The organism is Amycolatopsis sp. cmx-11-32 (genome assembly GCF_047608695.1).
GTDB lineage: Bacteria > Actinomycetota > Actinomycetes > Mycobacteriales > Pseudonocardiaceae > Amycolatopsis.
In genome coordinates this window covers 118,808-139,548 of sequence record NZ_JADNQN010000007.1, presented here as the reverse complement: position 1 = coordinate 139,548, position 20,741 = coordinate 118,808, and the positions used below count along the sequence as shown (strand labels likewise).

The window sequence follows — 20,741 nt, the reverse complement described above, 5'->3', positions numbered from 1 at the left end:
TACGAGGAGACAGTCATGCCATCGGACAGTGCGGAACGCCGCAGGCGAACGATGACGCTCGAAGCGTTCGCGGACACCATCATCCCCGGGGAGAAACGCACGCCGGACGACCGGGCGGTCGCGGGCGCGTCCACCGGACAGGGCGCCGTGGCGGCGGGTGCGATCGAACTGCTGGAGACGCCGGCGGCCGGTCTCGTCGACCTGCTGGACGGTTTGACCACCGTCCTCAATGGACACGCGACGGCTCGCGCCGCCGACCTCGAGACCACTTTGGACCCCGAGGTTCCCCCGTTCGTCGCGCTTTCCTTCGACGACCGGACCGAACTGGTCGGCGAACTGCTCGCGCCGGGACACCCCGAGAAGGAGGCCTGGGTCGGTTTGGCCCTGTTCAGCAACATGGCCTTCGACACGGCCGCGCACATGCACACCGCGGACGCGCTCGCCGCCGGGCATCCGGGACTGGCCGCCACCGGTTTCGCGCCTCCGGACGCCGACGGCCTCTGGCGTTTCCCCGCGTACTCCTACCGGCGGAAGTTCGCCGAACTCCACCCTGACACCACAGCCTCGGGGAGCCCCGCATGAACAGCACGGAATCCACCGACGTCCTTGTGATCGGCACGGGTTTCGGCGGCGCCATCGCCGCCTACCACCTGGCCGCCGGCGGCGCCAAGGTCGTCATGCTCGAACGCGGACCGTGGGTGCGCAGTGAGGAGTTCGAGCACGACTTCCTGCTCGGCTCCTCCTACACCCGGATCTTCGACTTCGTGGTCGGCGACGGCATGAGCCTGCTGGGCGGCAACTGTGTCGGCGGCGGCAGCGTCGTCTACTTCGCCGCCATGCCTCGCGCGCCGAAGTTCGTCTTCGACCGCCATGGCTCGATCGGGCGCCGCATGTGGCCCTCGTCGATCTCCCGCGACACCCTCGAGCCGTGGTACGACCGCGTCTCGGAGGCCCTGCCGGTGTCCATGTCGGACTGGAACCAGGTGACCTACGCCGGCGGGCTGTTCGCGGCCGCGTGCAACCACTCGGGCCGCACGGCCAACCCGGTGCCCGTCGCCATCGACGTCGACCGCTGCACCAACTGCAACTGGATGATGTCCGGCTGCCGGTTCGACGCCAAACGCTCGCTGCTGCTCAACTACCTGCCGGCCGCGGTCGCGCACGGTGCCGAGATCCGGCCCCTGCACGAGGTGCAGCGGCTCTCGCGCACCGACCACGGCTACCGGGTGCACTATTCGACCGTCGACGCGGAGGACTACCGGATCCTCCACGACGAGGGCGTCATCGACGCCAAGATCGTGATCATGGCGGCTGGCGCCGGCGCGACACCGGTGATCCTGCAACGGTCCGAAGCCGCGCTCGGCGGGATGCCGGACGCGGTCGGCCGCTACTTCTCCGGCAACGGGGAACGGCTCAACACCGCGATCGTCGACGAGGACAGGGCCCGTGAGCTGTTCGGCCTCGACCGGGGCGACGGCCGGGCCTACGAAGCCAACCAGATCGGCAAGGGCCCGTGTGTGGCGAGCTGGGACAACCTGGACGCCAGTCTGCCCGAGTACTCGCGGTTCTCGTTGGAACAGCTGTATTTCCCGCCGGGTTTCGGCACGATCCTGGCGCAGGTCCCCGGCGCGGCCGGGCCGAGCTGGTTCGGGCGGGAGAAGAAGGAGATCGTCCGCAAGTGGCAGTCGTGGCTGACCACGTTCACCATGAGCGAGGACGACAACGAAGGCGTGTTCGGCCCGCCACCGCCGACCGGCAACGCACACCGGATCTCGCAGCAGATGCTCGGCCGCGGCACGATCAGCTACGAGCCGACCGCGAACACCAGGCACGGCTGGGAGATCTCGGACGCGGCCGTCAAGGCGGTGATGGAACGCGACGGACTGGCCGAGGTCATGCCGTGGACCAACGACGTCGTCGGCGCGTACACCGTGCACCCGCTGGCGTCCTGCCGGATCGGCGACGATCCCGCCACGTCGGCGCTGGACGACCGGCACGAGTTGCGCGGGCATCCCGGCATCTTCGTCACCGACGGCTCCGCGGTACCCGGCGCGCTGACGGTCAACCCCGCGCTGACCATCGCGGCACTCGCCGAACGCGCCATGCCCGGGATCGTCCAAGCCGCGAAGGACCGCGGCGTCTCCGTGAAGTACGGCGCGCCCTCGCCCCTCGGTGAGACCGCGGGCCGCCGGGGCACGCTGCCGCTGGTATCGGATCTGGCGGTGCGTTAGCGATGGCAAGCACGCCGCTGAAGACAGCCGGACGGCGGTCCATAGCCCACATCCAGCACATCGAGGCCGTGCGGCCCGGCGCCGCCACGGGCCAGGTGCGGACGATCTACGGCCAGTGCGAACGCGACTTCGGCCTGATCGCCCCACCGGTCTCACTGCACTCCCCCGCGCCGGACCTGCTCGCGGCGACCTGGATCCTGCTGCGCGAGGTACTGGTCGCGGACGGTGTGGCCAGCCGGGCAGGCAAGGAGACCGTGGCCGCCGCCGTATCGGCCGGCAACGAATGTCTTTACTGCGTCAGCGTGCACCAAGCGACGCTGGCGGGCCTGGCGCCCGCCCGCGACGGGGAGCTGGCTTCGCTCGAGGACTGGGCGCGCGCGGTGGCGACGCGGGACGGCGCGGCCTCACGGCCCGCGCCGTTCCCGGCGGCCGTGCTCCCGGAGTACGCGGGGACCGCGGTCGCCTTCCAGTACATCAACCGGATGGCGACCCTGTACCTGCGGGACAGCCCGCTGCCGCCCGGGGTGCCGGGCATCGCCCGCGCCGGCGCGCTGAAGCTGCTCGGCAAGATGATGGGGACCGCGGCGCGCGTCACCGTCCAGCCGGGTGCTTCGCTCACCCTGTTGCCCGAGGCCGAGTTGCCCGGCGACCTGGCGTGGGCGGCGGGCAACACCACGATCTCGGCCGCCTACGCCCGTGCGGCCCAGGCGTACGAAACCGCCGGGGAGCGCTCGGTTCCCGGCGGGGTCCGGGCACTCGTGCTCGACGTGACCGGGCAGTGGGACGGCGAGCCGCCGGGTCTTGGGCGGGCGTGGGCGACGGAGTTCACGTCCGGTTTGGACAGTGGCGACCGGACGGCGGGGCTCCTCGCCTTGCTGACCGCGCTCTCCCCTCATCAGGTCGGCGACGATCTCATCGGGACGTATCTGGCGGGCGGCGGGAACGGCCGCTCTCTGCTGGAACTGACGTCGTGGGCGAGCTTCACCGCCGCCCGCCGGACCGGATCGTGGCTGGTGCCCACGACGTGAGTCCGCAAGGCGAAAGGCCCGGCAGGGTTTCCCTGCCGGGCCTTTCGCTTGCGGGCCTTACTGCTGCCGCGACGACTGCTCCGCCGCGGTATCGGCAGGCTCGGTGTCGGTAGCCTCGGTACCGGTCGCCGGGACGTGTCGGAGCGCGACCGCGCTGAGCACCGCGAGCGCGACGAAAAGCGCGCTACAGATGATCGCGACGGTGTTGAGGCCGGTGGTGAACGCGGCGCGGGCGGCCGCGAGCAACTCGGGGCCCTGCGGTGACGGCAACTGCCCGGCCACCGGGACCGCGGCGGCGAGGTTGTCCGCGGCCGCCGTCGCGGACGGCGGCAACCCGCCCGGTACCTGGCCGGCGAACTCGCCGCGGTAGACGAGGGTGCAGACGCTGCCGAGCACGGCCACCCCCATCGCCACCCCGAGGTCGTTGCCCGCCTCGGACACGGCCGAGGCGGAACCCGCCTTCTCCTGCGGGGCGGCTCCCAGGACCAGCGCGGTCCCCAGCCCGGCAGGGAGCCCGACACCGAGGGCCATGATCGCGTACCCGATCCAGAGTTCCAGCAGCTGTCCCGGTCCGTCGATCCGGGTGAGAACCACGAATCCCGCCGCCGCGGTCAGCAGGCCGACGCAGAACAGGTACGCGGGCCGGACGCGGCGGGCGAGCACGGGGGCGACGAGGATGGTCCCGATCATGATCGCCGACGAGGGCGCCAGCCAGAGCCCCGCCGAAATCGGGGAAAGGCCCTCGACGTCCTGTAGGTGCTGGGCGATCAGGAAGTACGTGCCACCCTGCAATGCCGGGATCATCGAGCCGACCAGCAGCGCGGTGCTGAACGCGCGGTCGCGGAACAGGCTCAGGTCCATCAGCGGATCCGCGAGTTTCCGCTGCCGGCTCACGAAGGCGACCGCGAAGACGGCGCCCAGCACGAGCGACACGACCGGGAGGCCGTCAAAGCCCGCCTTGAGGAGTTCCTTGAGGCCGTAGACGAACGGGAGAACGGCGAGCAGGGACAACGCCACGCTGACCAGGTCCAGTTTCCCGGGGTCCGGGTCACGGGACTCCGGCAGCAGCACCGGCCCGACCGCGAGGAGTACCACCATCACCGGCACGCCGAGCAGGAACACCGAGCCCCACCAGAAGCTGTCCAGCAGCACACCGCCGACCACCGGCCCCAGCGCCATGCCGCCCATGAAACACGCCATCCACGCGGCGATCGCGACCCCCATCTGCCGGGGGTTCTTGAACATCGTGCTGATCAGGGCCAGCGTCGACGGCATCAAGGTCGCACCGCTGACCCCCATCAGCGCCCTGGCCGCGATCAGCATCCCGGCGCTGGTGGAGAACGCGGCGAGGATCGACGCGACGCCGAACAGCACCGCGCCGATCAGCAGCAGCTTGCGACGCCCGATGCGGTCGCCGACGGTGCCCATGGTCACCAGGAAACCGGCCATCATGAAGCCGTAGATGTCGGCGATCCACAACTGCTGGGTGCTGTCGGCCCCGAGGTCGACGCTCAGGTCCGGAACGGCCAGGTAGATCACGCTGAAGTCAAGCGACAACAGCAGGGTCGGCAGCGCGAGGACGACGAGACCGATCCACTCCCGCCGCCCGGCGCTCGGACCGGCGGTGTCCGCCGCGTTCGCACCCATCAGAAGTTCCTTTCCAGACCTGCCGGGATTCCCGGTGAGGGACTAGTGTCGCGTGATCCTGCTTGCTTGACGTTGGGTTTCGTTTCTCGGACGGCGATCTCGCGTGTTCAGACGGCGGTCACGCGTGATTGGACGGCGATCTCCGGAGATCGCCGTCTGATCACGGGTAAGACCTGCAGGATCACGCGACACTAGACGGTTGATTCCGTGAAAATCACGTGAAGCTCGGTGAGGCGCTGCGACTGTCCACAGAGGACGCTTTCCGAGTCACATCGTCCGATTGGGTGCCGTATGTCCGTATCGTCGAGGTTGCGAAGGCCTTCTTGCCTACTTGAGGATCAGGGACCCGGCAAAGTCGTGTTCACACTGCTCAGAGGCGCTTGGCGCGAATCTCCCGGTTCGTTTGGTGTCCCCACTGTGGCATTGCGTCTCCAATGCCACAGTGGGGACACCAGGACCAAGTGCCGGACCCTGACCCTGAAGGCAAGGAGGCCTTCACGACCTTGGTTCGCGCCGAAGGGGCGTTCGCGGGGTTGCACTCCACGCGATCTTCACAGCATCACTCATCCAGCACTCGTCATGCCCGGGACCGCGCTACATCACCGTGGTCCGGTACAGGAGCCGCTGGTGACGCTTGCTGTCGCACGGGGTACGGGTGTGCATCGTGGCCTGGTTGTCCCAGATGACCAGGTCGCCCACCTCCCAGTGGTGGCGGTAGACGTACCGGTCCGCGGTCGCGTGGGCGTGGAGTTCGTCCAGCAGGGCGGTGCTCTCCGCCGAGTCCAGCCCGACGATCTCACTGATGATCATGCTGCCCAGCAGCAGCGATTCGCGCCCGGTGACCGGATGCGCCCGGACCAGCGGCTGCTCCATGTCGGGCGTCCGCTCGAGTTCTTCCGGCGTCAGCGGCTTCTTGTGCGGATTGGTTTTCAGTTCCTCGGCAACCAGGTGCGCCATGGAATGCACGGCGCGCAATCCCCTGATGCGGCCCTTGAGGTCGTCGGAGAGCTCATCGTAGGCCGCCGTCGTGTCGGCGAAGAGCGTATCGCCGCCCACCTCGGGCGCGATCACCGAATAGAGCATCGAAGCCTTGCTCATCACTTTCTTGAAGGAATAATCGGTATGCCATTCTTCCTGTTCGTCGCCGTCATAAAGGCCGATGGGGCTTCCGTTCTCGAAGATATTGCTGATCGTCAGCACCTCGGGATATTCCGGAACCACGTACTTCGACACCGGGTAGACGTCGAGCGGCCCGAAGAGGCGGCTGACGCGAATGTGGTCGGCGTGCCCCAGCTTCTGACCGGGGACCACGAGGACCCGATACTTGATCAGGTCTTCGACCAGGCTGTCCACTGTGTCCTGATCGATCGGCGCGGCGAGGTCCAGCCCCGTGATCCGGGCACCGAAGGTTGACGAGATCGGTTTCGACTGATAATCGGCCATAAGCCTGAACCCTCCAGGATTCACCGGTGCCGGGACGTCATCCGGCAGGATTTGGCACGGAGTTCAACTCGACGAAGTCCGGCCGATGCCACCATTCCGCCGACCTGGGCATACCGCCGATTGTCGTCGTGATCGAGAACCCGGTGCACCTCAAATAGTGCCCACCGGCCGGTATTACCGCACCGGACGGCGAACCGCACCGGCACACGGCACTTCGTGATACGTGACCCCGGTCGGTCCGATGAGATGGTCAAGGAACTGCTCCGGCCTTTGCTCCCATTCCCGATCCTCGCCGAGAAGGACCCGGCGATTCGATCGTGCCGATCCGCGTGTCCGCTCGGAGGAACTAGACCGCTGGAAGCCTTTCGCCGCGGCGGAGCAGCCCGACCTGTGTTTGCCGTCGACGTCCAGTGCCTTCGGGCGTCGCAGAACGAGCGAGACGGAGAGACGAGCCATGACCAACAACCAGACCGGAAAGCGGGCCGTGGTGCTGGGCGGCAGCATGGCCGGGATCCTGGCGGCGCGGGTGCTGGCGGAATCGTACGCCGAGGTCCTGGTCGTCGACCGGGACGAGGTGCTCGGCGTGGACCGGCCCCGGCGGGGTGCGCCGCACACGATCCACGCGCACGCGCTGCACGCGCGCGGGCACTTGATCCTGGAGGAGTTGTTCCCCGGTCTCACCGACGGCCTGGCCGCGGCCGGTGTGCCCAGCTGCGACCTCGGCGAGATGCACTGGTACCTGAACGCGCGACGGCTGAAGCCGGCGCGAACCGGGCTGATCTCCGTGCTGGCGCCCCGGCCGATGCTCGAGGAGCACGTCCGGCGACAGGTCGCCGCGCTGCCCAACGTGACCTTCCGTGAGCGTCACGACATCCGAGAACTGGTTCCCAGCCGGGACCACACCCGCGTCATCGGGGTCAAGATCGAGGCACGGGACGGCGGCACCGGCGAAGAGACACTGACGGCGGATCTGGTGGTCGACACCACCGGGCGGGGTTCCCGCACCCCCGCCTGGCTGGAGCAGTTCGGCTACCGCAGGCCGGACGAGGACAGGGTGAAGATCGGGCTCGCCTACACCACCCGGCAGTACGAACTCACCGACGGCATCCTCGGCGGCGTCCCGTCCATCAACCCGATCGCGTCGCCCGCCCACCCCAGGGGCGCGTTCTTCGGCAGGAGCGGTCCCGACCTGGTCAACCTCTCCCTGACCGGCATCCTCGGCGACCATCCGCCCACGGACGAGGCGGGATTCCTGGAGTTCGTCCGGTCCCTCCCCATTCCGGACGTCTACGACGCGATCGTCGGCGCCAAGCCGGTGAACGACCCGGTGACCTTCCGCTTCCCGGCCAGTGTGCGACGGCGTTACGAACTGCTGCCCGCGTTCCCGGACGGGCTGCTCGTGCTGGGCGACGCGGTGTGCAGCTTCAACCCCGTGTACGGGCAGGGCATGACCGTCGCCGCGATGGAGGCGGCCGCGCTCCGGCGGCAACTGCGCCGGGGCGGCAGTCCACGGCCCGCCGAATTTTTCACCGAGATCGGCCAGATCATCGACATGCCATGGGAGGTGTCCGTCAACGGCGATCTGGACTTCCCCGGCGTCGAGGGCCACCGCTCGATCAAGGTCAAGGTGGGGAACGCCTACATGGCCCGGTTGCAGTACGCCGCGACGAAGGACCCCAAGGTCACCGAAGGCTTCATGCGGGTGGCCGGGCTCCTCGACCCGCCTCAGGCGCTCATGCGGCCTCGGATGCTCGCCCGGGTGTTGCGGCACGCCGTGCGGCGGCCGGCTCCCGGGAATTCTTGGCTCGAGCGCGAGCCGTCGTCCGGCGTGACCACCCGCCATCTCGGCTGACCGGTGAGCGGCTGCCCGGCGACGTCGTCGCGGGGCAGCCGCTCACCCGTCCGTCAGTCCCGGAGGCCGCGGAAGAACTTCCGCAGGTCTTCCACGTACAGCTCAGGCTGCTCCAACGCGCTGAAATGGCCACCGCGCTCGAACTCGGACCAGTGGGTGATGGTCTTGATGTCCCGGTCGGCGAGCCGTCGGATCGGCAGGACCATGTCGTGCGGGAACACGGCTACCCCGACCGGCACGGTGATCGGCGGATCGGGCAGCCCGCCGGTCAGCTGGCGGCGGTACTCGTAGTAGAGCTGGGCCGAGGAACCGCCGGTCCCGGTCAGCCAGTAGATCATGGCGTTCGTGAGCAGGGTGTCACGGCTGACCGCGTCCTCCGGGCGTTCCGCCGAGTCGGTCCATTCCCAGAACTTCTCGATGATCCAGGCGAGCTGTCCGACCGGGGAATCCGTCAAGCCGTAGGAAACCGTCTGCGGCCTGGTCGCCTGAAGCTTGAAATAACCCGAGAGTTCCGTTTCGAAAAGAACGTGCCGATCCAGCTTCACCTGGTCGGCCGGACTCAATCCCGCCACTTCTTCCGGATCACCCGAGGGCAACGCGACCAGCATGCTCGTGTGCACGCCGACGACGTGATCAGGATCGACACGGCCGAGTTCCAGCGAAATCAGTGAACCGAAATCCCCGCCTTGCGCCCCGTAACGCCGGTAACCGAGCCTGTTCATCAATTCCGCCCAGGCACGGCCCACCCTACGGATATCCCAGCCGGGCGCCAGATCCGGACCCGAGAACCCGTATCCCGGAATGGAGGGAATGACCAGATCGAAGGCATCGGCCGGATCTCCGCCATACGCCGCCGGGTCCGACAATGGGCCGATGACGTCGAGGAACTCGACGACCGAACTCGGCCAGCCGTGGGTGAGGATCAGCGGCAGGGCATGCGGCTCCGGCGAGCGCACGTGCAGCAGATGCACGGTCGCTCCGTCGATTTCGGTGCGATACTGGGAAAACTTGTTGATCCGCGCTTCGGCGGCGCGCCAGTCGTAACCGGTGCGCCAGTAGTCGACGAGCTCCTTGAGGTAGCGGAGCGGAACTCCGCGGGACCAGTCCTCCACGGCGGGCCTCGACGGCCACCGGGTGGCGGCGAGCCTGCGCCGCAGATCGTCGAGCTCCGCTCGGGGAATCTCGATACGGAAGGGATCCACGAAGAGTTCCTGCCTTTCGGTCGGCCGGGATCAATCGCGACCCGGACTTTTCAGTTCCGGGAAAATGCGTCGCTGAACGACGTTACGCCTTCCGGCTTCCACCGCTCAAGCAGCTCGGGGAACCGAAGTCGATGAGGCACATCGTGAGGTGGCACAAGGATAGTGAATGCGTAGTGTCGGTTTCGACCTCATCGCCGAACGTCCCCCTTGGAGAGGTTTCCATGGAAAGCCGTTGTCCCGTAATTCTGGACACCACCGGAAAGGACGTGCACGCCGAGGGCGCGCACCTCCGCGAACAAGGTCCGATAGCGCAGGTCGAGCTTCCGCAGGGAATTCGGGCCTGGACGGTCGTCGGTCACGATCTCGCCATGAAACTGCTGACCGACCCGCGCGTCTCCAAGAATCCCCGCCAGCATTGGGACGCCTACATCAACGGCGAGATCCGCTCGGACTGGCCGCTGGCGAGCTGGACGGCCATGGACAACATGACCACCACCTACGGCGCGGACCACACCCGGTTGCGGCGTCCGGTCGTCAAGGCGTTTACGCCGCGCCGGGTCCGGGCCATGCAGCCCTACATCGAGAAGACCGTGACGAAGCTGCTGGACGACCTGGCCGCGGTCCCGCCCGGCGAGGTCGTGGACCTGAAGCGGATGTTCTGCTATCGGCTGCCCGCGTCGATCATCTGCGACCTGTTCGGGATCCCCGAAGAATCCCGTGCCGCCATCCTGCGCGGCGGGGAAATGACCACGGACTCCTCCATCACGCCGGAGGAGGCGGAGGCGAACGTCCGTGACTGGACCGCGCAGTTCCAGCAGCTCCTCGAAGCCAAGCGCCAGCATCCCGGCGACGACCTCACCACCGACCTGATCGCCTCCGCCGAGGAGGACGGTGAGACGGGCATGACGGACAACGAGCTGATCGGCACGCTGTTCGTCGCGCTCGGCGCGGGTTCGGAAACGGTGATGAACCTGGTCACGCACGCCGTCCACAAGTTGCTCACCCACCCCGACCAGCGTGCGATGGTCGAGGACGGGCGGGCGTCCTGGGAAGACGTGATCGAGGAGACGCTTCGCGCCGAATCACCCATCAACATGTTGCCGCTGCGGTTCGCCGTCGAGGACATCGAACTCGAAGGGGTGACGATTCCCAAGGGCGACCCGATTCTGATGGGGTACGCCGCCATCGGCCGTGACCCGGAACTGCACGGCGCGAACGCCGGCGAATGGGACATCACCCGGACCGACAAGGATCACCTCAGTTTCGGCTACGGCACGCATTTCTGCTTCGGCGCGCCGCTCGCCCGGCTCGAAGCACAGGTCGCGTTGCCCGCGTTGTTCGAGCGGTTCCCCGGCCTGTCGCTGGCCCTCGACGCGGAGGAGCTGCAACCGCAGGGCACGTTCATCATGAACGGCTGGAAGACACTGCCCGTGCGACTGCTGGCCCCTGCCGAGGTCCGGTGAACGAGGGCGCTGTCCCGGCGGGGCAGTGCCCTCTCCCAGCCCGGCCCTCCGCGCCGGGTTTCGCGACAGTTCCGGATGCGAGAAAGCGAGACGACGATGACGACCACTGATCTTCCCGCGGACCAGGCCGCGGTCACGGACATCCCGCGGCGGCTGGTCACGGCGTGGGCGGCACACGACGCGGCCGCCTTCGCGCGGCTGTTCACCACCGACGGCACCATGATCCTGCCGGGCGTCTACTGCAAGGGCACCGAGGCGATCCACGCCCACATGACCGCGGCGTTCGCGCACGAGCTCGAGGGCACCAGGGTCACCGGGCAGCCGGTCGACCTGCGTATCGACGGAGAGCTCGCCGTGCTGATCACCCAAGGTGGCGTGCTCGCCTCCGGCGAGACCGAACCCGCACCCGAACGCACCATCCGTGCCACCTGGGTGGCGGTGAAGACCGGCGGGGAATGGCTGCTCGCCGCCTACCAGAACAGTCCCCGGGACGCCCCCGGGCCGACTTGATCCCTGCCGTGGCGCGGAGAGCGGCTTCGGCAACAAATTCCTAGGTGATCCGGAGGTACTTCGATGCCAAGCCCTGCCAAGCGGTTGCTCGAGGTGGAGGACTACCTGTTCTCCTTCATCGACGACACACGAGCGCTGGCCGAATCTTCAGGGGTAGCGCCCGTACCGCTCGGGGTCGGGGACAGCGACCTGCCCACCCCGCCCCCGGTGGTGGCCGCCATCCAGCAGGCCGTCATGGACCCCAGGTCGCACCGCTATCCCCCGTACGCCGGCACCGGCGAGATGCGTACGGCGGCCGCGAACTTCCTGGACCGGAGATTCGGGGTGACCACGGATCCGGACACCGAGGTCCTGGTGACGCTGGGGAACAAGGAGGCGATGGCGCACCTGACGCTGGCCTACATCGAGCCGGGCGACGTGGTGCTGGTGCCCGACCCCGCGTACCCGGTCTACGAGACCTGGGCACGCTTCTGCGGCGGCGAGGTGTATCGGGTGCCCTTGCGGCCCGAGCACGGTTTCCTGCCGAACCTCGATGAGATCCCCCTCGACATCCTGGCCCGCGCGAAGCTGTTCTGGGTGTGCTACCCGAACAACCCGACGGCCGCACTCGCCACCAGTGAGTTCTTCGACGAGCTGGCACGCTTCGCCCGCACCCACGACCTCGTGGTGGCTTCCGACGCGGCCTACACGGAGATCTACTACGACACCGAACCGCCGCCTTCCTTTCTGGCGTCGCCGGGGGCGATGGACTGCGGGATCGAGTTCCACTCGCTGTCCAAGACGTACAACATGCCGGGATGGCGAGTCGGGTTCGCCGCGGGCAACGCGGAGATCGTGGCAGCCCTGCGGGCGGTGAAGACCAACACCGACTCCGGCACGTTCGGCGCGGTGCAGCACGCGGCGGCCGCCGCCCTCGACGACACCTCCGACTACCCCCGGCATCTGCGCGAGACCTACCGGACCCGCATGCACACCTTGTGCGACGGTCTGGAGGCCGCCGGACTCGATGTCATCCGCCCCAAGGCGACCTTCTACTGCCTCGTGCGAAACCCGCCGGGCCTCGACAGCAGCGGCTTCGCGAAGCGCCTGCTGGAAGACGCCGGCGTACTCGGGATCCCCGCCACCGGCTTCGGCCCGGGCGGGGAAGGGTACGTCCGCTTGACGGTCTGCACCGGGATGGAGGCGATCGAAGAGGCGGTACGCCGCATCAGCTCGGTCACCTGGTGATCGGCCCGGTGGACGAAAGGGCGCTCGCTCCGGAGACGGAGTGAGCGCCTTTTCGGCGATGGCCGGTCGCGACACGAGTTGTCCTGGCCGTGAAGGCCTCCTCGCCTACCCTGAAGGTAGTGAAGCGTCCTTCGCTACCCGCCACTGTGATCCCTGGTGACACTGGGACAACCGTGACGCCAGCGCCCTGGCCCGCGGTCAGTGTCCCCGCGGTCAGCTCTCCATCTCGGTGGTGGGCTGGCGACGGGAGCGGAACACCCAGCCGCGCAGCAACAGGAAACGCACTACGGTGGCCGCGAGGTTCGCGAGCACCAGTGCGGTGATCTCGAGCGGCAACCCCGTTGCGGACAACGAATGCACGAAGGCGAGCGCGCCGCTGGTGAGCCCGAGCCCGATGCCGAACACGATCAGACCTTGGAACTGGTGCAATCCGGAGCCTTTCCAGCCGCGGATGCCGAAGGTCAGACGCCGGTTGAGCGCGGTGTTGCCGATCGCCGTCACCAGCAGCGCCACGAGGTTCGCCGCCTGTGCGCCGGTGAACGTCCGCAGCAGCAGGAAAAGCAGGAGATACGCGACGGTGCTGGCGACGCCGACGGCGGCGAACCGGACCAGTTGCCGCACGAGGCTCGGTGCCACCCCTGGCGCCCGCACCTGGATCGGCGCCCGGCCGAGTTGCTCGCGCAGGCCGCTGATCGGGATCTCGCCGGTCAGCGTCGCCTTCGTCAGCCGCACGATGCCTTTGAGGTCGGCGGTCGCGGTGGCGACGATGTTCACCGACGAGTCCGGGTCGTCGATCCAGTCGACCGGGACTTCGTGGATCCGCAGCCGAGCCTTTTGCGCCAGCACGAGCAGTTCGGTGTCGAAGAACCAGCCGGTGTCGTGGATATGCGGGAGCAGCCGCTCGGCGACGTCGGCGCGGATCGCCTTGAACCCGCATTGCGCGTCGCTGAACCTCGCCGCCAGCGTGCCGCGCAGGATCAGGTTGTAGCAGCGGGAAATGAGTTCCCGTTTCGGTCCGCGCACCACTCGCGCGCCACGGGCGAGCCTGCTGCCGATGGCGAGATCGGAATGTCCGGACAGCAGGGGCGCGACGAGGGGGGCGAGTGCGGCCAGATCGGTCGAGAGGTCGACGTCCATGTAGGCGAGCACCGGAGCGTCCGAAGTGGACCAGACAGCGCGAAGGGCGCGGCCTTTCCCTTTTTCGTCGAGGTGGCGGACTTCGACGTCGTCGAACTCGCGGCTCAGCTGTTCGGCGATGTCCAGCGTGCCGTCGGTACTGCCGTTGTCGGCGATCGTGATCCGAAAGGGGTACGGGAACTGCTCCACGAGGTGGTCCCGCAGCCGCCGGATGCACGGCTCGAGGTCGGTTTCCTCGTTGTAGACCGGGATGGCGACGTCGAGGATCAGGCTCCCGGTGGAGGCGATGGCGGGCCGGTGGCCGGGTTCGGCGTGGAAGGCGACAGCGGCTGTCGTGTCACCGGCCTCGGCCATCGGGCCGAGGCCGGCTTGCGTCTCGCCTGTGTCGTTCTCTTGTTCCGGCATCGGCTTCCCCGGCTCGGGTCACGGACGGCGACACCGTCCACAATGGTCTTTTCGCCGCTGCCGGGGAAGCAGCGGGTCTGTCTGTTCCGGACGTGTTCCTGGAGCCGGGAGTCACCGCTGTCACCGGAAGCCCGCCACGCGATCCCGCCCGCGGCCTCGGTACCGGGAGGCACCGAGGCCGCGAGCGGGAGCGCGGCGAACGAGGAGCGTTCAGCCGAGAATGCCGTGGCTGAATCGGCTTCGTCGCTGGAGACGATGATCGTCATGCCTTCCGGTTCGGGCGACGACCTCGCCCGTGCTGCCCCGGCTCGCGCCCTTCCCCCGCCGGGCCGCGGTAGGCCTGCGCGATGTCCAGCCAATGCTCGGCCACGTCACCGCTCGCGGTGACCGCGAGGTCGTCACGATGCCTGCGCCGGGTCACCAGGAGACAGAAGTCCCTCGCCTGACCGGCGATTCGCTGCGGCGCGTCCTCCGGCCCGTACACCCAGGTCGTCCCGGACGGGCTGGTCAGCTCGAACCTGAACTCGGTCTCCGGCACCGGCAGACCGCGGGAGAGGTAGCCGAAGGTCCAGGTCCGCGCGCCGAACGCGGTCAGGTGACCGAGCAGCAGGTCATCGTGTTCACGGTCGACCCCGAGCGCGTCGGCGATGTCCTGCCCGTGGGCGAACAACTCCATGATCCCGGCACTCGCCAGCACCTGGGCGGGCAACGGGTTCACCAGCCACGGGACGAGCGTGCCGGCCGGTACCGCCTCGAGTGCTTTCGCCGCGCTTTCGCGTTCGAGCCGCCAGCGTTCGAGCAGCACGTCCGGAGGTTCCGCCAGGTACTCGGCGAGCGCGTTCGCCACGTTCTTCGTGAAGTCGTCGTCGAGCTCGGACATGACCGCCACGAACCGGTCGGGGGCCGACCCCGCCAGGCCTGCCATCCGGAAGGTCGCCGTCAGATGGGCGATCTGGTGCGCGACCGTCCAGCCGGGAGCGGGAGTGGGTGCCCGCCATTGCTCCGCGTCGAGCCCGGCGACCATCCCGTCCACCGCGTCGCCTTCGGCTCGCAACGCGTCGAACACGTCAGGGGATCCGTTCACATGCCTTTCCTCTCAAGAGATTCGTCTTGGCGGCTAGGACGCTTTCCCCGGAGCGGCGGCCGGACTGACCGCCTCCCTGATGCCGGCCACGATGCGTTCCGCCTCCTCCGCGGTGGGGGCGGCCGCGATCACCGCGATGATCGGGTCGGGCCAGCCGACACCCCGCACGGTGGTCGGGTACGCACGCACTCCGGACGCCCACAACCGCTCGAAGACGGGCTTGATGTGCTCGCGGTAGGTCGTCCCCTCCGGGACCGGCACCATGAAGTGCGCGGACAGGGTGAGGTCCCGCTCGGCACCCCACTGCCGGAGCAGGCCGCCGGCGTGGGTGGACCCGCTTCGCCTCGCGTTGATCTCCGTCACATACAGTTTTTCGTCGGCCCCGGCGACGCAGTCCACGCACATCCAGCCCCGGTAGCCCAGATCGCGGGCCGCCGTGCCCAGTTCGTGAGCGACCTGGTCGACACGCTCGGCCCACACGGCGGGCAACGCGTCCTGGCCGACGTTGACACTGCGGAACAGGTGTCCGTCCTCGACCGTCAGCGAGCAAAGCACGACGTCCTCGACGCCGTCTTCGCCGACCAGCACGTCGACGGCGGGGCAGCCGACGTCCCCGGCGTGCTCGATGAACTCCTGGACGACGAGCGGGAAGGTGAAGAACGAGTCCTTGGCCACGGTGTCCAGCGAGCCGCCGCTCTTGACGACGAGGGTTCCGTTCCCCGCGACTCCGTGAAGGCTCCGGACGATGGCCCGGCCGTAGCGCGCCGTCATGACGCCCACGGCCCCCTCCAGCTCCGTCCAGTTGTCGACGATCAACCCGTCCGACACCAGGACTCCCGGCAGCTGCCGCGCGAGGTCCAGACAGCTCACCTTGGAGTCGAGGTACAGGCTGCTCCAGTAGTGCTCTTCGGTCACCCCGTCGAGTTCGACCGTCAGACCCCAGCCCCGCAGCATCGCGGCCAGCAGGTAGATGTCGGGGGTAGGGCCGGTCATCGTCAAGTCGACCTGGACGCATCCGGACAGGTGCTCGCGCAGTACGGCCTGCGCGGCGCCGTCCTGGAGCAGATCCCGCACGAGCAGCCCCGACCGCGCGTCCGGGGACACCACTGGCGGCGGTTGCAGGCCGAGCGCGGCGTGGACGTCGTCGAACCACTCGGCGTCATAGCCCGCGGGGAGAAGCAGGACCCGCGGATTCGAGCTCCAGAACACCGAATGCTCGCATTCGTAGGTGCCCCCGAACCGGATCACCTCCTCGCGTTGTTCCCCCGTGAGGTGCAGCGCGGGATTTCGCAAAAAGTACTCGGCCTGATTCGGGATAATTAGTTCGATCACTCCCGGCATTGCCAACACCCCTATTTCGAGTCGGAAACGGAGAACAGCGGCTGAAGCGGTGTCGTGTCCGGTTCGGCCAGGAAGGGCGGCCTCGGGTCCGACACGTCACGGGGGACATTGCGGACACCGTTGAACACGTACATCAACATGGCTCGCCGGAACGGCGAGATGTTGGGAGCCGACGCGTGCAGGATGTTCGGGTCGAAGAACAACATCGAGCCGGCCGGTCCCTTCGGGCTGACGAGCCCGTTGGCACGGGCCATCTCCTCGACGACCGAGCTGCCCACCTGGAACTTCTCGTCGGCTGTCAACGTGGCCACCCAGGCAGGCGCGTCTTCGTATCCGAGCGGCATGCCGTCGGCCCCGATCCTGGTGAGCAGACCGCTCCGGTGCGAGGCCTTGACGAAGGTGAGCGGCCCGTTGAACTCGGTCACCTCGTCGAGGAAGATCGCGACGTTGACCAGATCGGGCTTGCGCAACCCGTCGTTCTGCAACCAGTAGATGTAGTCCTGATGCCATTCCCACTGATCACCGGCGAAGGGCGCCTTCAGGTTGATCTTCGACTGGTGGACGTACACGTCGTCGTCCAGGATCTGCCGTGCGGCGCCGAGCAGCGCGGGCATCCTCGGCAGCTCGGCCATGATCGAATCGGCCTGGTGCACCCCGTAGACGGAGCGCACCGTGGTCTCGTCGCGCTCCAGGATCCGCCGGGGGCCGTCCTCCGCCAGCAGGTGCGGTACCGCGGCGGTGATCGTGTCGAAAACGGTCTGTGTCAGGTATTCCGGCGGGAGCAGCAGAAAGCCGTCGCGGCGATATCGCTCAATCATCGCGGCGTCCAGCGGCTCGGGCGGAGCACCTGTGAACCCGGTGTCGACGTGAGTCATTGATACGCCTTTCGATCCGATGTCGTACGTTGACACTCCCCATTGAAAGCGGCAGAACATATTTTCGACCACCCGCGAATAACGCCGATTTCCGACCAGGCCGCCGCTCTTTTTAGTGTGCACCACCGCGCTGACGGTGCCACCTTGTGATGTGCCCTGTTCCGGAAACGCCATTTGTTGACGCGATAACAACGACCTTGTTAACCTTTCCGGCAGCCTGGGGCCGATCCCGTAAAAGACCTCAGAGCGTCGCCACGGCGAGTGCGTTGTCACTCGCGCGACGCCTTTCATGGTTAGGGGTTGGTCATGCCGGAGCCCGAGGTCGCCGGTCACGATTTCGAGAAGGGGCGCGAGAAGTCGCGGAACCGCCTTCTCGCCCTGGGTGCCATAGTAGCCGTGTCCGCGGCGATGACCGTGATGCTGGCGACGGTGATCAAACCGCTGAGACCATGGTGGATGAACGACTTCGCGGTCTACCACGCCGCCGGGGAGGCGGTGCTGAACGGTCTCTCGATGTACGACATCAAGGCGCATGCCGGCATCGTCGCGGACTCGCAGTTCGCCTATCCGACATTCGCGGGACTGCTCATCGTGCCTTTCTCCCTGTTCGACCGCGCGGTCGCCGAGGTGCTCTGGAATTTCGCGACCGCGTTGCTGCTCGGCGCCATCCTGTGGTTGTCCTTCGGCATGGTCGACGCGGTGAACCGGAAACTGCGCACGACGCTGGTAGTGGCGACAATGGTGCCGTCCTACTTTCTGCTCGACCCGGTACTGGTGAATTTCGATCTCGGACAGATCAACATGGTGCTGGTAGCGCTGGTCCTCGCCGACTTCTCGCGGTCGATGCCCGACCGGTGGCGCGGTTTCGCGATAGGCGTTGCGGCCGGGATCAAGCTCACGCCGTTGATTTTCATGGTGTACCTGGTCTGCATCGGCCGCTGGCGGGATGCGTTGCGGGCCGTGCTGGGGACGATTTTCACGATTGCCGTCGCGTTCGCGGTGTTGCCCGGGGATTCCCGGCGATACTGGTTCGACGAAATATTCGCCAGCTCCGAGCGTTTGGTGTCCGACTTCCCGGCATTGGTGAATCATTCGCTGTCCGGGTTGTTCTCCCGGCTGTCCGGGACTTCGGCCGTGCTGGGCTGGGTACCGTTGGTCACGGTGCCTGTCGGTCTGCTGGGTCTGGCGGCCGCGGTCTGGGCGGCACGGCGGGGGCAGGCCATGGTGGGCATGCTGGTGGTGGGGTTCACGGCCTTGCTGATCTCGCCGGTGACCTGGCCACATCACGCCATCTGGCTGGTGCCGGCCTTGGTGTGGCTGACTTTCGCGACCTGGCGCACCGGGAAACTTCTACCGAAGGTGATCGCGGTCGCCGTGGTGGCGCATTCGGCTCTCGCGTTGTACGACCACGTGCAGCGAATACAGGGGGACGTGGCCGTGCAGACCACCCCGTCCGGAAACCTGGTCGCGTCCCTCGGTGGTCTGCTGGGGCTGATCGTACTGGCGTTGGTGACCCTGCCGGTGTGGCTGCGGCGGCTGAAGCAGCCGCAGTCCTCATTCGACGGTCAGGGATTCCTGCCTTCGAGCAGGCCGATCGGGTTGCCGTAGCAGCATTCCCGGGTGATGGGCGGGCCGGCCGCCCATTACCACGGGACAGCCATGTTCAGACCGTGACCTCGCTGAGTCGCTTGGCGAGGTAGCGCCGTTCGGTGTCCGTCGGCGCCAGCACGAGAGCCTGGTGGTAAGCGGCCGCGGCCTCGCCGCGCCGGTCCATCCGCCGGAGCAGATCGGCGCGGGTGGCGGGCAGGAGGTGGTAGCCGTCCAGCTCCCCCGCCTCCGTCAGCGCGTCCACCAGCGCGAGCCCTTCGGCCGGGCCGTCGGCCATGGCCACCGCCACGGCACGGTTCAGCTCGACCACCGCCGAACGGTTCATGGTCACCAGCTGACCGTAGAGCTGCGCGATCTGCGCCCAGTCGATGGCCGCCGTCTCCGCGGCGGTGGCGTGGCAGGCGGCGATCGCCGCCTGGATCTGGTAGGGCCCTGGACTCCCCCTGCGCAGGGCGGTCTCGAGGAGTTCGACACCGCGGGCTATCTTCCCGGTATCCCACCGGGTCCGGTCCTGCTGTTCCAACGGCACCAGCTCACCCGAGTCGTCCACGCGGCCTTCCCGCCGCGCGTCGTGCAACAGCATGAGCGCGAGCAGGCCGAGAGCCTCCGGTTCGTCGGGCATCAGCTGGCTGAGCGTCGTGGCCAGGTCGATCGCGTCGACGCAGAGTTGCTGCCGGATCAGTTCCGCACCCGCCGACGCGGCGTAGCCTTCACTGAACAGCAGGTACAGCACGGCGAGGACCGCGCCAGTGCGTTCCGGCAGCAGATGCGCGGGCGGGACCCGGTAGGGAATCCCGGCGTTGCGGATCTTCTGCTTGGCGCGGACGAGCCGTTTGGTCATCGTCGCTTCACTCACCATGAACGCACTCGCGATCTCGGCGGTGGTCAGGCCGGTGATGACACGAAGAGTGAGCGCGACCCTGGCCTCCGGCGGCAACGCCGGATGGCAACAGGTGAAGATCAGCCGCAGCTGGTCGTCCTGGATACCACTGTCGTCGAAATCCATCGGTTCGTCGAACAAGGAACGAATCGCCGCCTCTCGCACCACAGTGGCTTCATTGGCCTTGCGCCGCAACCGATCGAACGCACCGTTCCGCGCGACCGTGGTGAGCCAGGCCCCTGGCCGGCGCGGGACGCCTTCGCGCGGCCAGCGCTCGAGCGCTCGCGCGAAGGCGTCCTGCACACACTCCTCGGCCAGATCCCAGTCACCGGTCAGCCGGATCAAAGTCGCCACGATGCGACCCCGCTCCGCACGGAAGACAGCGGCGATCTCAGCTTCGAAACTCACTCGTGAAGCGGCCGTACCTCGACCGACCCGAAGTGGGCGACAGGGTGCGCGGCCGCGATCTCGGTCGCTTCGTCCAGGTCCGCGCACTCGATCAGGTCGTAGCCGGCGATGTGCTCGGCAGTCTCGGCGAACGGCCCGCTGGACAACAGGACGTCACCACCGCGTGTCCGGACGGTCGTCGCGTCGCTGATCGGCCGCATCTCCGACCCGTGCAGACGACGGCTGCCCACCTTCTCCAGCCACTGCTCGATGTTCGGCGTGTCCGGGGGCACGTCGACCTCGTCACCGACACAGATAAGGAGCATGTACTTCACAGTCTCTCCGTTCTTCGGGAACATCTCACCACTACGACGAACGGAACCCGCCCGGGAGGACATCCCCGGCCGATTATTTCGCCGAA

17 protein-coding genes are annotated in these 20,741 nt (G+C 67.7%); 8 read left to right on the top strand and 9 right to left on the bottom strand.

The window, feature by feature from the left end; genetic code table 11:
- Positions 1-15: 15 nt before the first annotated feature.
- The 3 genes from ACM6LR_RS22465 to ACM6LR_RS22455 are packed head-to-tail and all read left to right on the top strand — an operon-like array spanning position 16 to position 3,259.
- A complete protein-coding gene (locus tag ACM6LR_RS22465; RefSeq protein WP_409492871.1) occupies positions 16-582 on the top strand; it encodes a DUF5987 family protein in 567 nt (188 codons plus the stop codon).
- Positions 579-2,231: a GMC family oxidoreductase N-terminal domain-containing protein gene (locus ACM6LR_RS22460; protein ID WP_414940375.1), complete on the top strand. Its 1,653-nt coding sequence runs from the start codon at positions 579-581 to the stop codon at positions 2,229-2,231. Before ACM6LR_RS22465 ends, ACM6LR_RS22460 begins: the two co-directional genes overlap by 4 nt.
- 2 nt (positions 2,232-2,233) lie before the next feature.
- Entirely contained in the window at positions 2,234-3,259 is a 1,026-nt protein-coding gene (locus ACM6LR_RS22455) for a carboxymuconolactone decarboxylase family protein (RefSeq protein WP_414944440.1), read from the top strand.
- Positions 3,260-3,316: 57 nt separating this feature from the next.
- On the opposite strand, the gene ACM6LR_RS22450 is transcribed toward ACM6LR_RS22455, so the two are convergent.
- The gene (locus ACM6LR_RS22450) at positions 3,317-4,906 is read right to left on the bottom strand and encodes an MFS transporter (protein ID WP_414940373.1); all 1,590 of its coding nucleotides are present in this window, start codon (positions 4,904-4,906) and stop codon (positions 3,317-3,319) included.
- Positions 4,907-5,500: 594 nt separating this feature from the next.
- Positions 5,501-6,349 carry a TauD/TfdA dioxygenase family protein gene (locus tag ACM6LR_RS22445; protein WP_414940372.1) on the bottom strand — a complete coding sequence of 283 codons (849 nt, stop codon included), beginning with the start codon at positions 6,347-6,349 and terminating at the stop codon, positions 5,501-5,503.
- Between the two features lie 454 nt (positions 6,350-6,803).
- On the opposite strand from ACM6LR_RS22445, the gene ACM6LR_RS22440 reads away from it, so the two are divergent.
- The gene (locus ACM6LR_RS22440) at positions 6,804-8,201 is read left to right on the top strand and encodes an FAD-dependent oxidoreductase (protein ID WP_414940371.1); all 1,398 of its coding nucleotides are present in this window, start codon (positions 6,804-6,806) and stop codon (positions 8,199-8,201) included.
- Between the two features lie 53 nt (positions 8,202-8,254).
- On the opposite strand, the gene ACM6LR_RS22435 is transcribed toward ACM6LR_RS22440, so the two are convergent.
- Positions 8,255-9,403 carry an epoxide hydrolase family protein gene (locus ACM6LR_RS22435; RefSeq protein WP_414940370.1) on the bottom strand — a complete coding sequence of 383 codons (1,149 nt, stop codon included), beginning with the start codon at positions 9,401-9,403 and terminating at the stop codon, positions 8,255-8,257.
- Between the two features lie 221 nt (positions 9,404-9,624).
- On the opposite strand from ACM6LR_RS22435, the gene ACM6LR_RS22430 reads away from it, so the two are divergent.
- The 3 genes from ACM6LR_RS22430 to ACM6LR_RS22420 all read left to right on the top strand — a co-directional run bounded on the left by ACM6LR_RS22430 (position 9,625) and on the right by ACM6LR_RS22420 (position 12,603).
- Positions 9,625-10,866, top strand: coding sequence for a cytochrome P450 family protein (locus ACM6LR_RS22430; RefSeq protein ID WP_414940369.1), 1,242 nt, complete (start codon positions 9,625-9,627; stop codon positions 10,864-10,866).
- A 96-nt stretch (positions 10,867-10,962) separates the two neighbouring features.
- A complete protein-coding gene (locus tag ACM6LR_RS22425) occupies positions 10,963-11,376 on the top strand; it encodes an SgcJ/EcaC family oxidoreductase (protein ID WP_414940368.1) in 414 nt (137 codons plus the stop codon).
- Between the two features lie 63 nt (positions 11,377-11,439).
- On the top strand, positions 11,440-12,603 hold the full coding sequence (locus tag ACM6LR_RS22420) for an aminotransferase class I/II-fold pyridoxal phosphate-dependent enzyme (protein WP_414944439.1): 1,164 nt from the start codon (positions 11,440-11,442) through the stop codon (positions 12,601-12,603).
- 213 nt (positions 12,604-12,816) lie between these two features.
- Here the strand turns inward: ACM6LR_RS22420 and ACM6LR_RS22415 are convergent, their stop codons facing one another.
- From ACM6LR_RS22415 to ACM6LR_RS22400, 4 genes are all read right to left on the bottom strand, one after another.
- Positions 12,817-14,094, bottom strand: a complete 1,278-nt coding sequence (locus ACM6LR_RS22415; RefSeq protein WP_414944497.1) for a glycosyltransferase — start codon at positions 14,092-14,094, stop codon at positions 12,817-12,819.
- Positions 14,095-14,407: 313 nt separating this feature from the next.
- A complete protein-coding gene (locus ACM6LR_RS22410; protein ID WP_414940366.1) occupies positions 14,408-15,229 on the bottom strand; it encodes a TIGR03084 family metal-binding protein in 822 nt (273 codons plus the stop codon).
- Between the two features lie 33 nt (positions 15,230-15,262).
- Complete coding sequence (locus ACM6LR_RS22405; RefSeq protein WP_414944438.1) at positions 15,263-16,561, bottom strand: hypothetical protein; 1,299 nt, start codon at positions 16,559-16,561, stop codon at positions 15,263-15,265.
- A gap of 20 nt (positions 16,562-16,581) precedes the next feature.
- A complete protein-coding gene (locus ACM6LR_RS22400) occupies positions 16,582-17,445 on the bottom strand; it encodes a phytanoyl-CoA dioxygenase family protein (protein ID WP_414940364.1) in 864 nt (287 codons plus the stop codon).
- Positions 17,446-17,751: 306 nt separating this feature from the next.
- On the opposite strand from ACM6LR_RS22400, the gene ACM6LR_RS22395 reads away from it, so the two are divergent.
- Complete coding sequence (locus tag ACM6LR_RS22395) at positions 17,752-19,053, top strand: glycosyltransferase 87 family protein (protein WP_414940363.1); 1,302 nt, start codon at positions 17,752-17,754, stop codon at positions 19,051-19,053.
- Positions 19,054-19,108: 55 nt separating this feature from the next.
- Here the strand turns inward: ACM6LR_RS22395 and ACM6LR_RS22390 are convergent, their stop codons facing one another.
- Together ACM6LR_RS22390 and ACM6LR_RS22385 are read right to left on the bottom strand one after the other, a co-directional pair.
- The gene (locus ACM6LR_RS22390) at positions 19,109-20,341 is read right to left on the bottom strand and encodes an RNA polymerase sigma factor (protein ID WP_414940362.1); all 1,233 of its coding nucleotides are present in this window, start codon (positions 20,339-20,341) and stop codon (positions 19,109-19,111) included.
- Complete coding sequence (locus tag ACM6LR_RS22385; protein WP_143253076.1) at positions 20,338-20,646, bottom strand: YciI family protein; 309 nt, start codon at positions 20,644-20,646, stop codon at positions 20,338-20,340. Before ACM6LR_RS22385 ends, ACM6LR_RS22390 begins: the two co-directional genes overlap by 4 nt.
- Between the last annotated feature and the right edge of the window lie 95 nt (positions 20,647-20,741).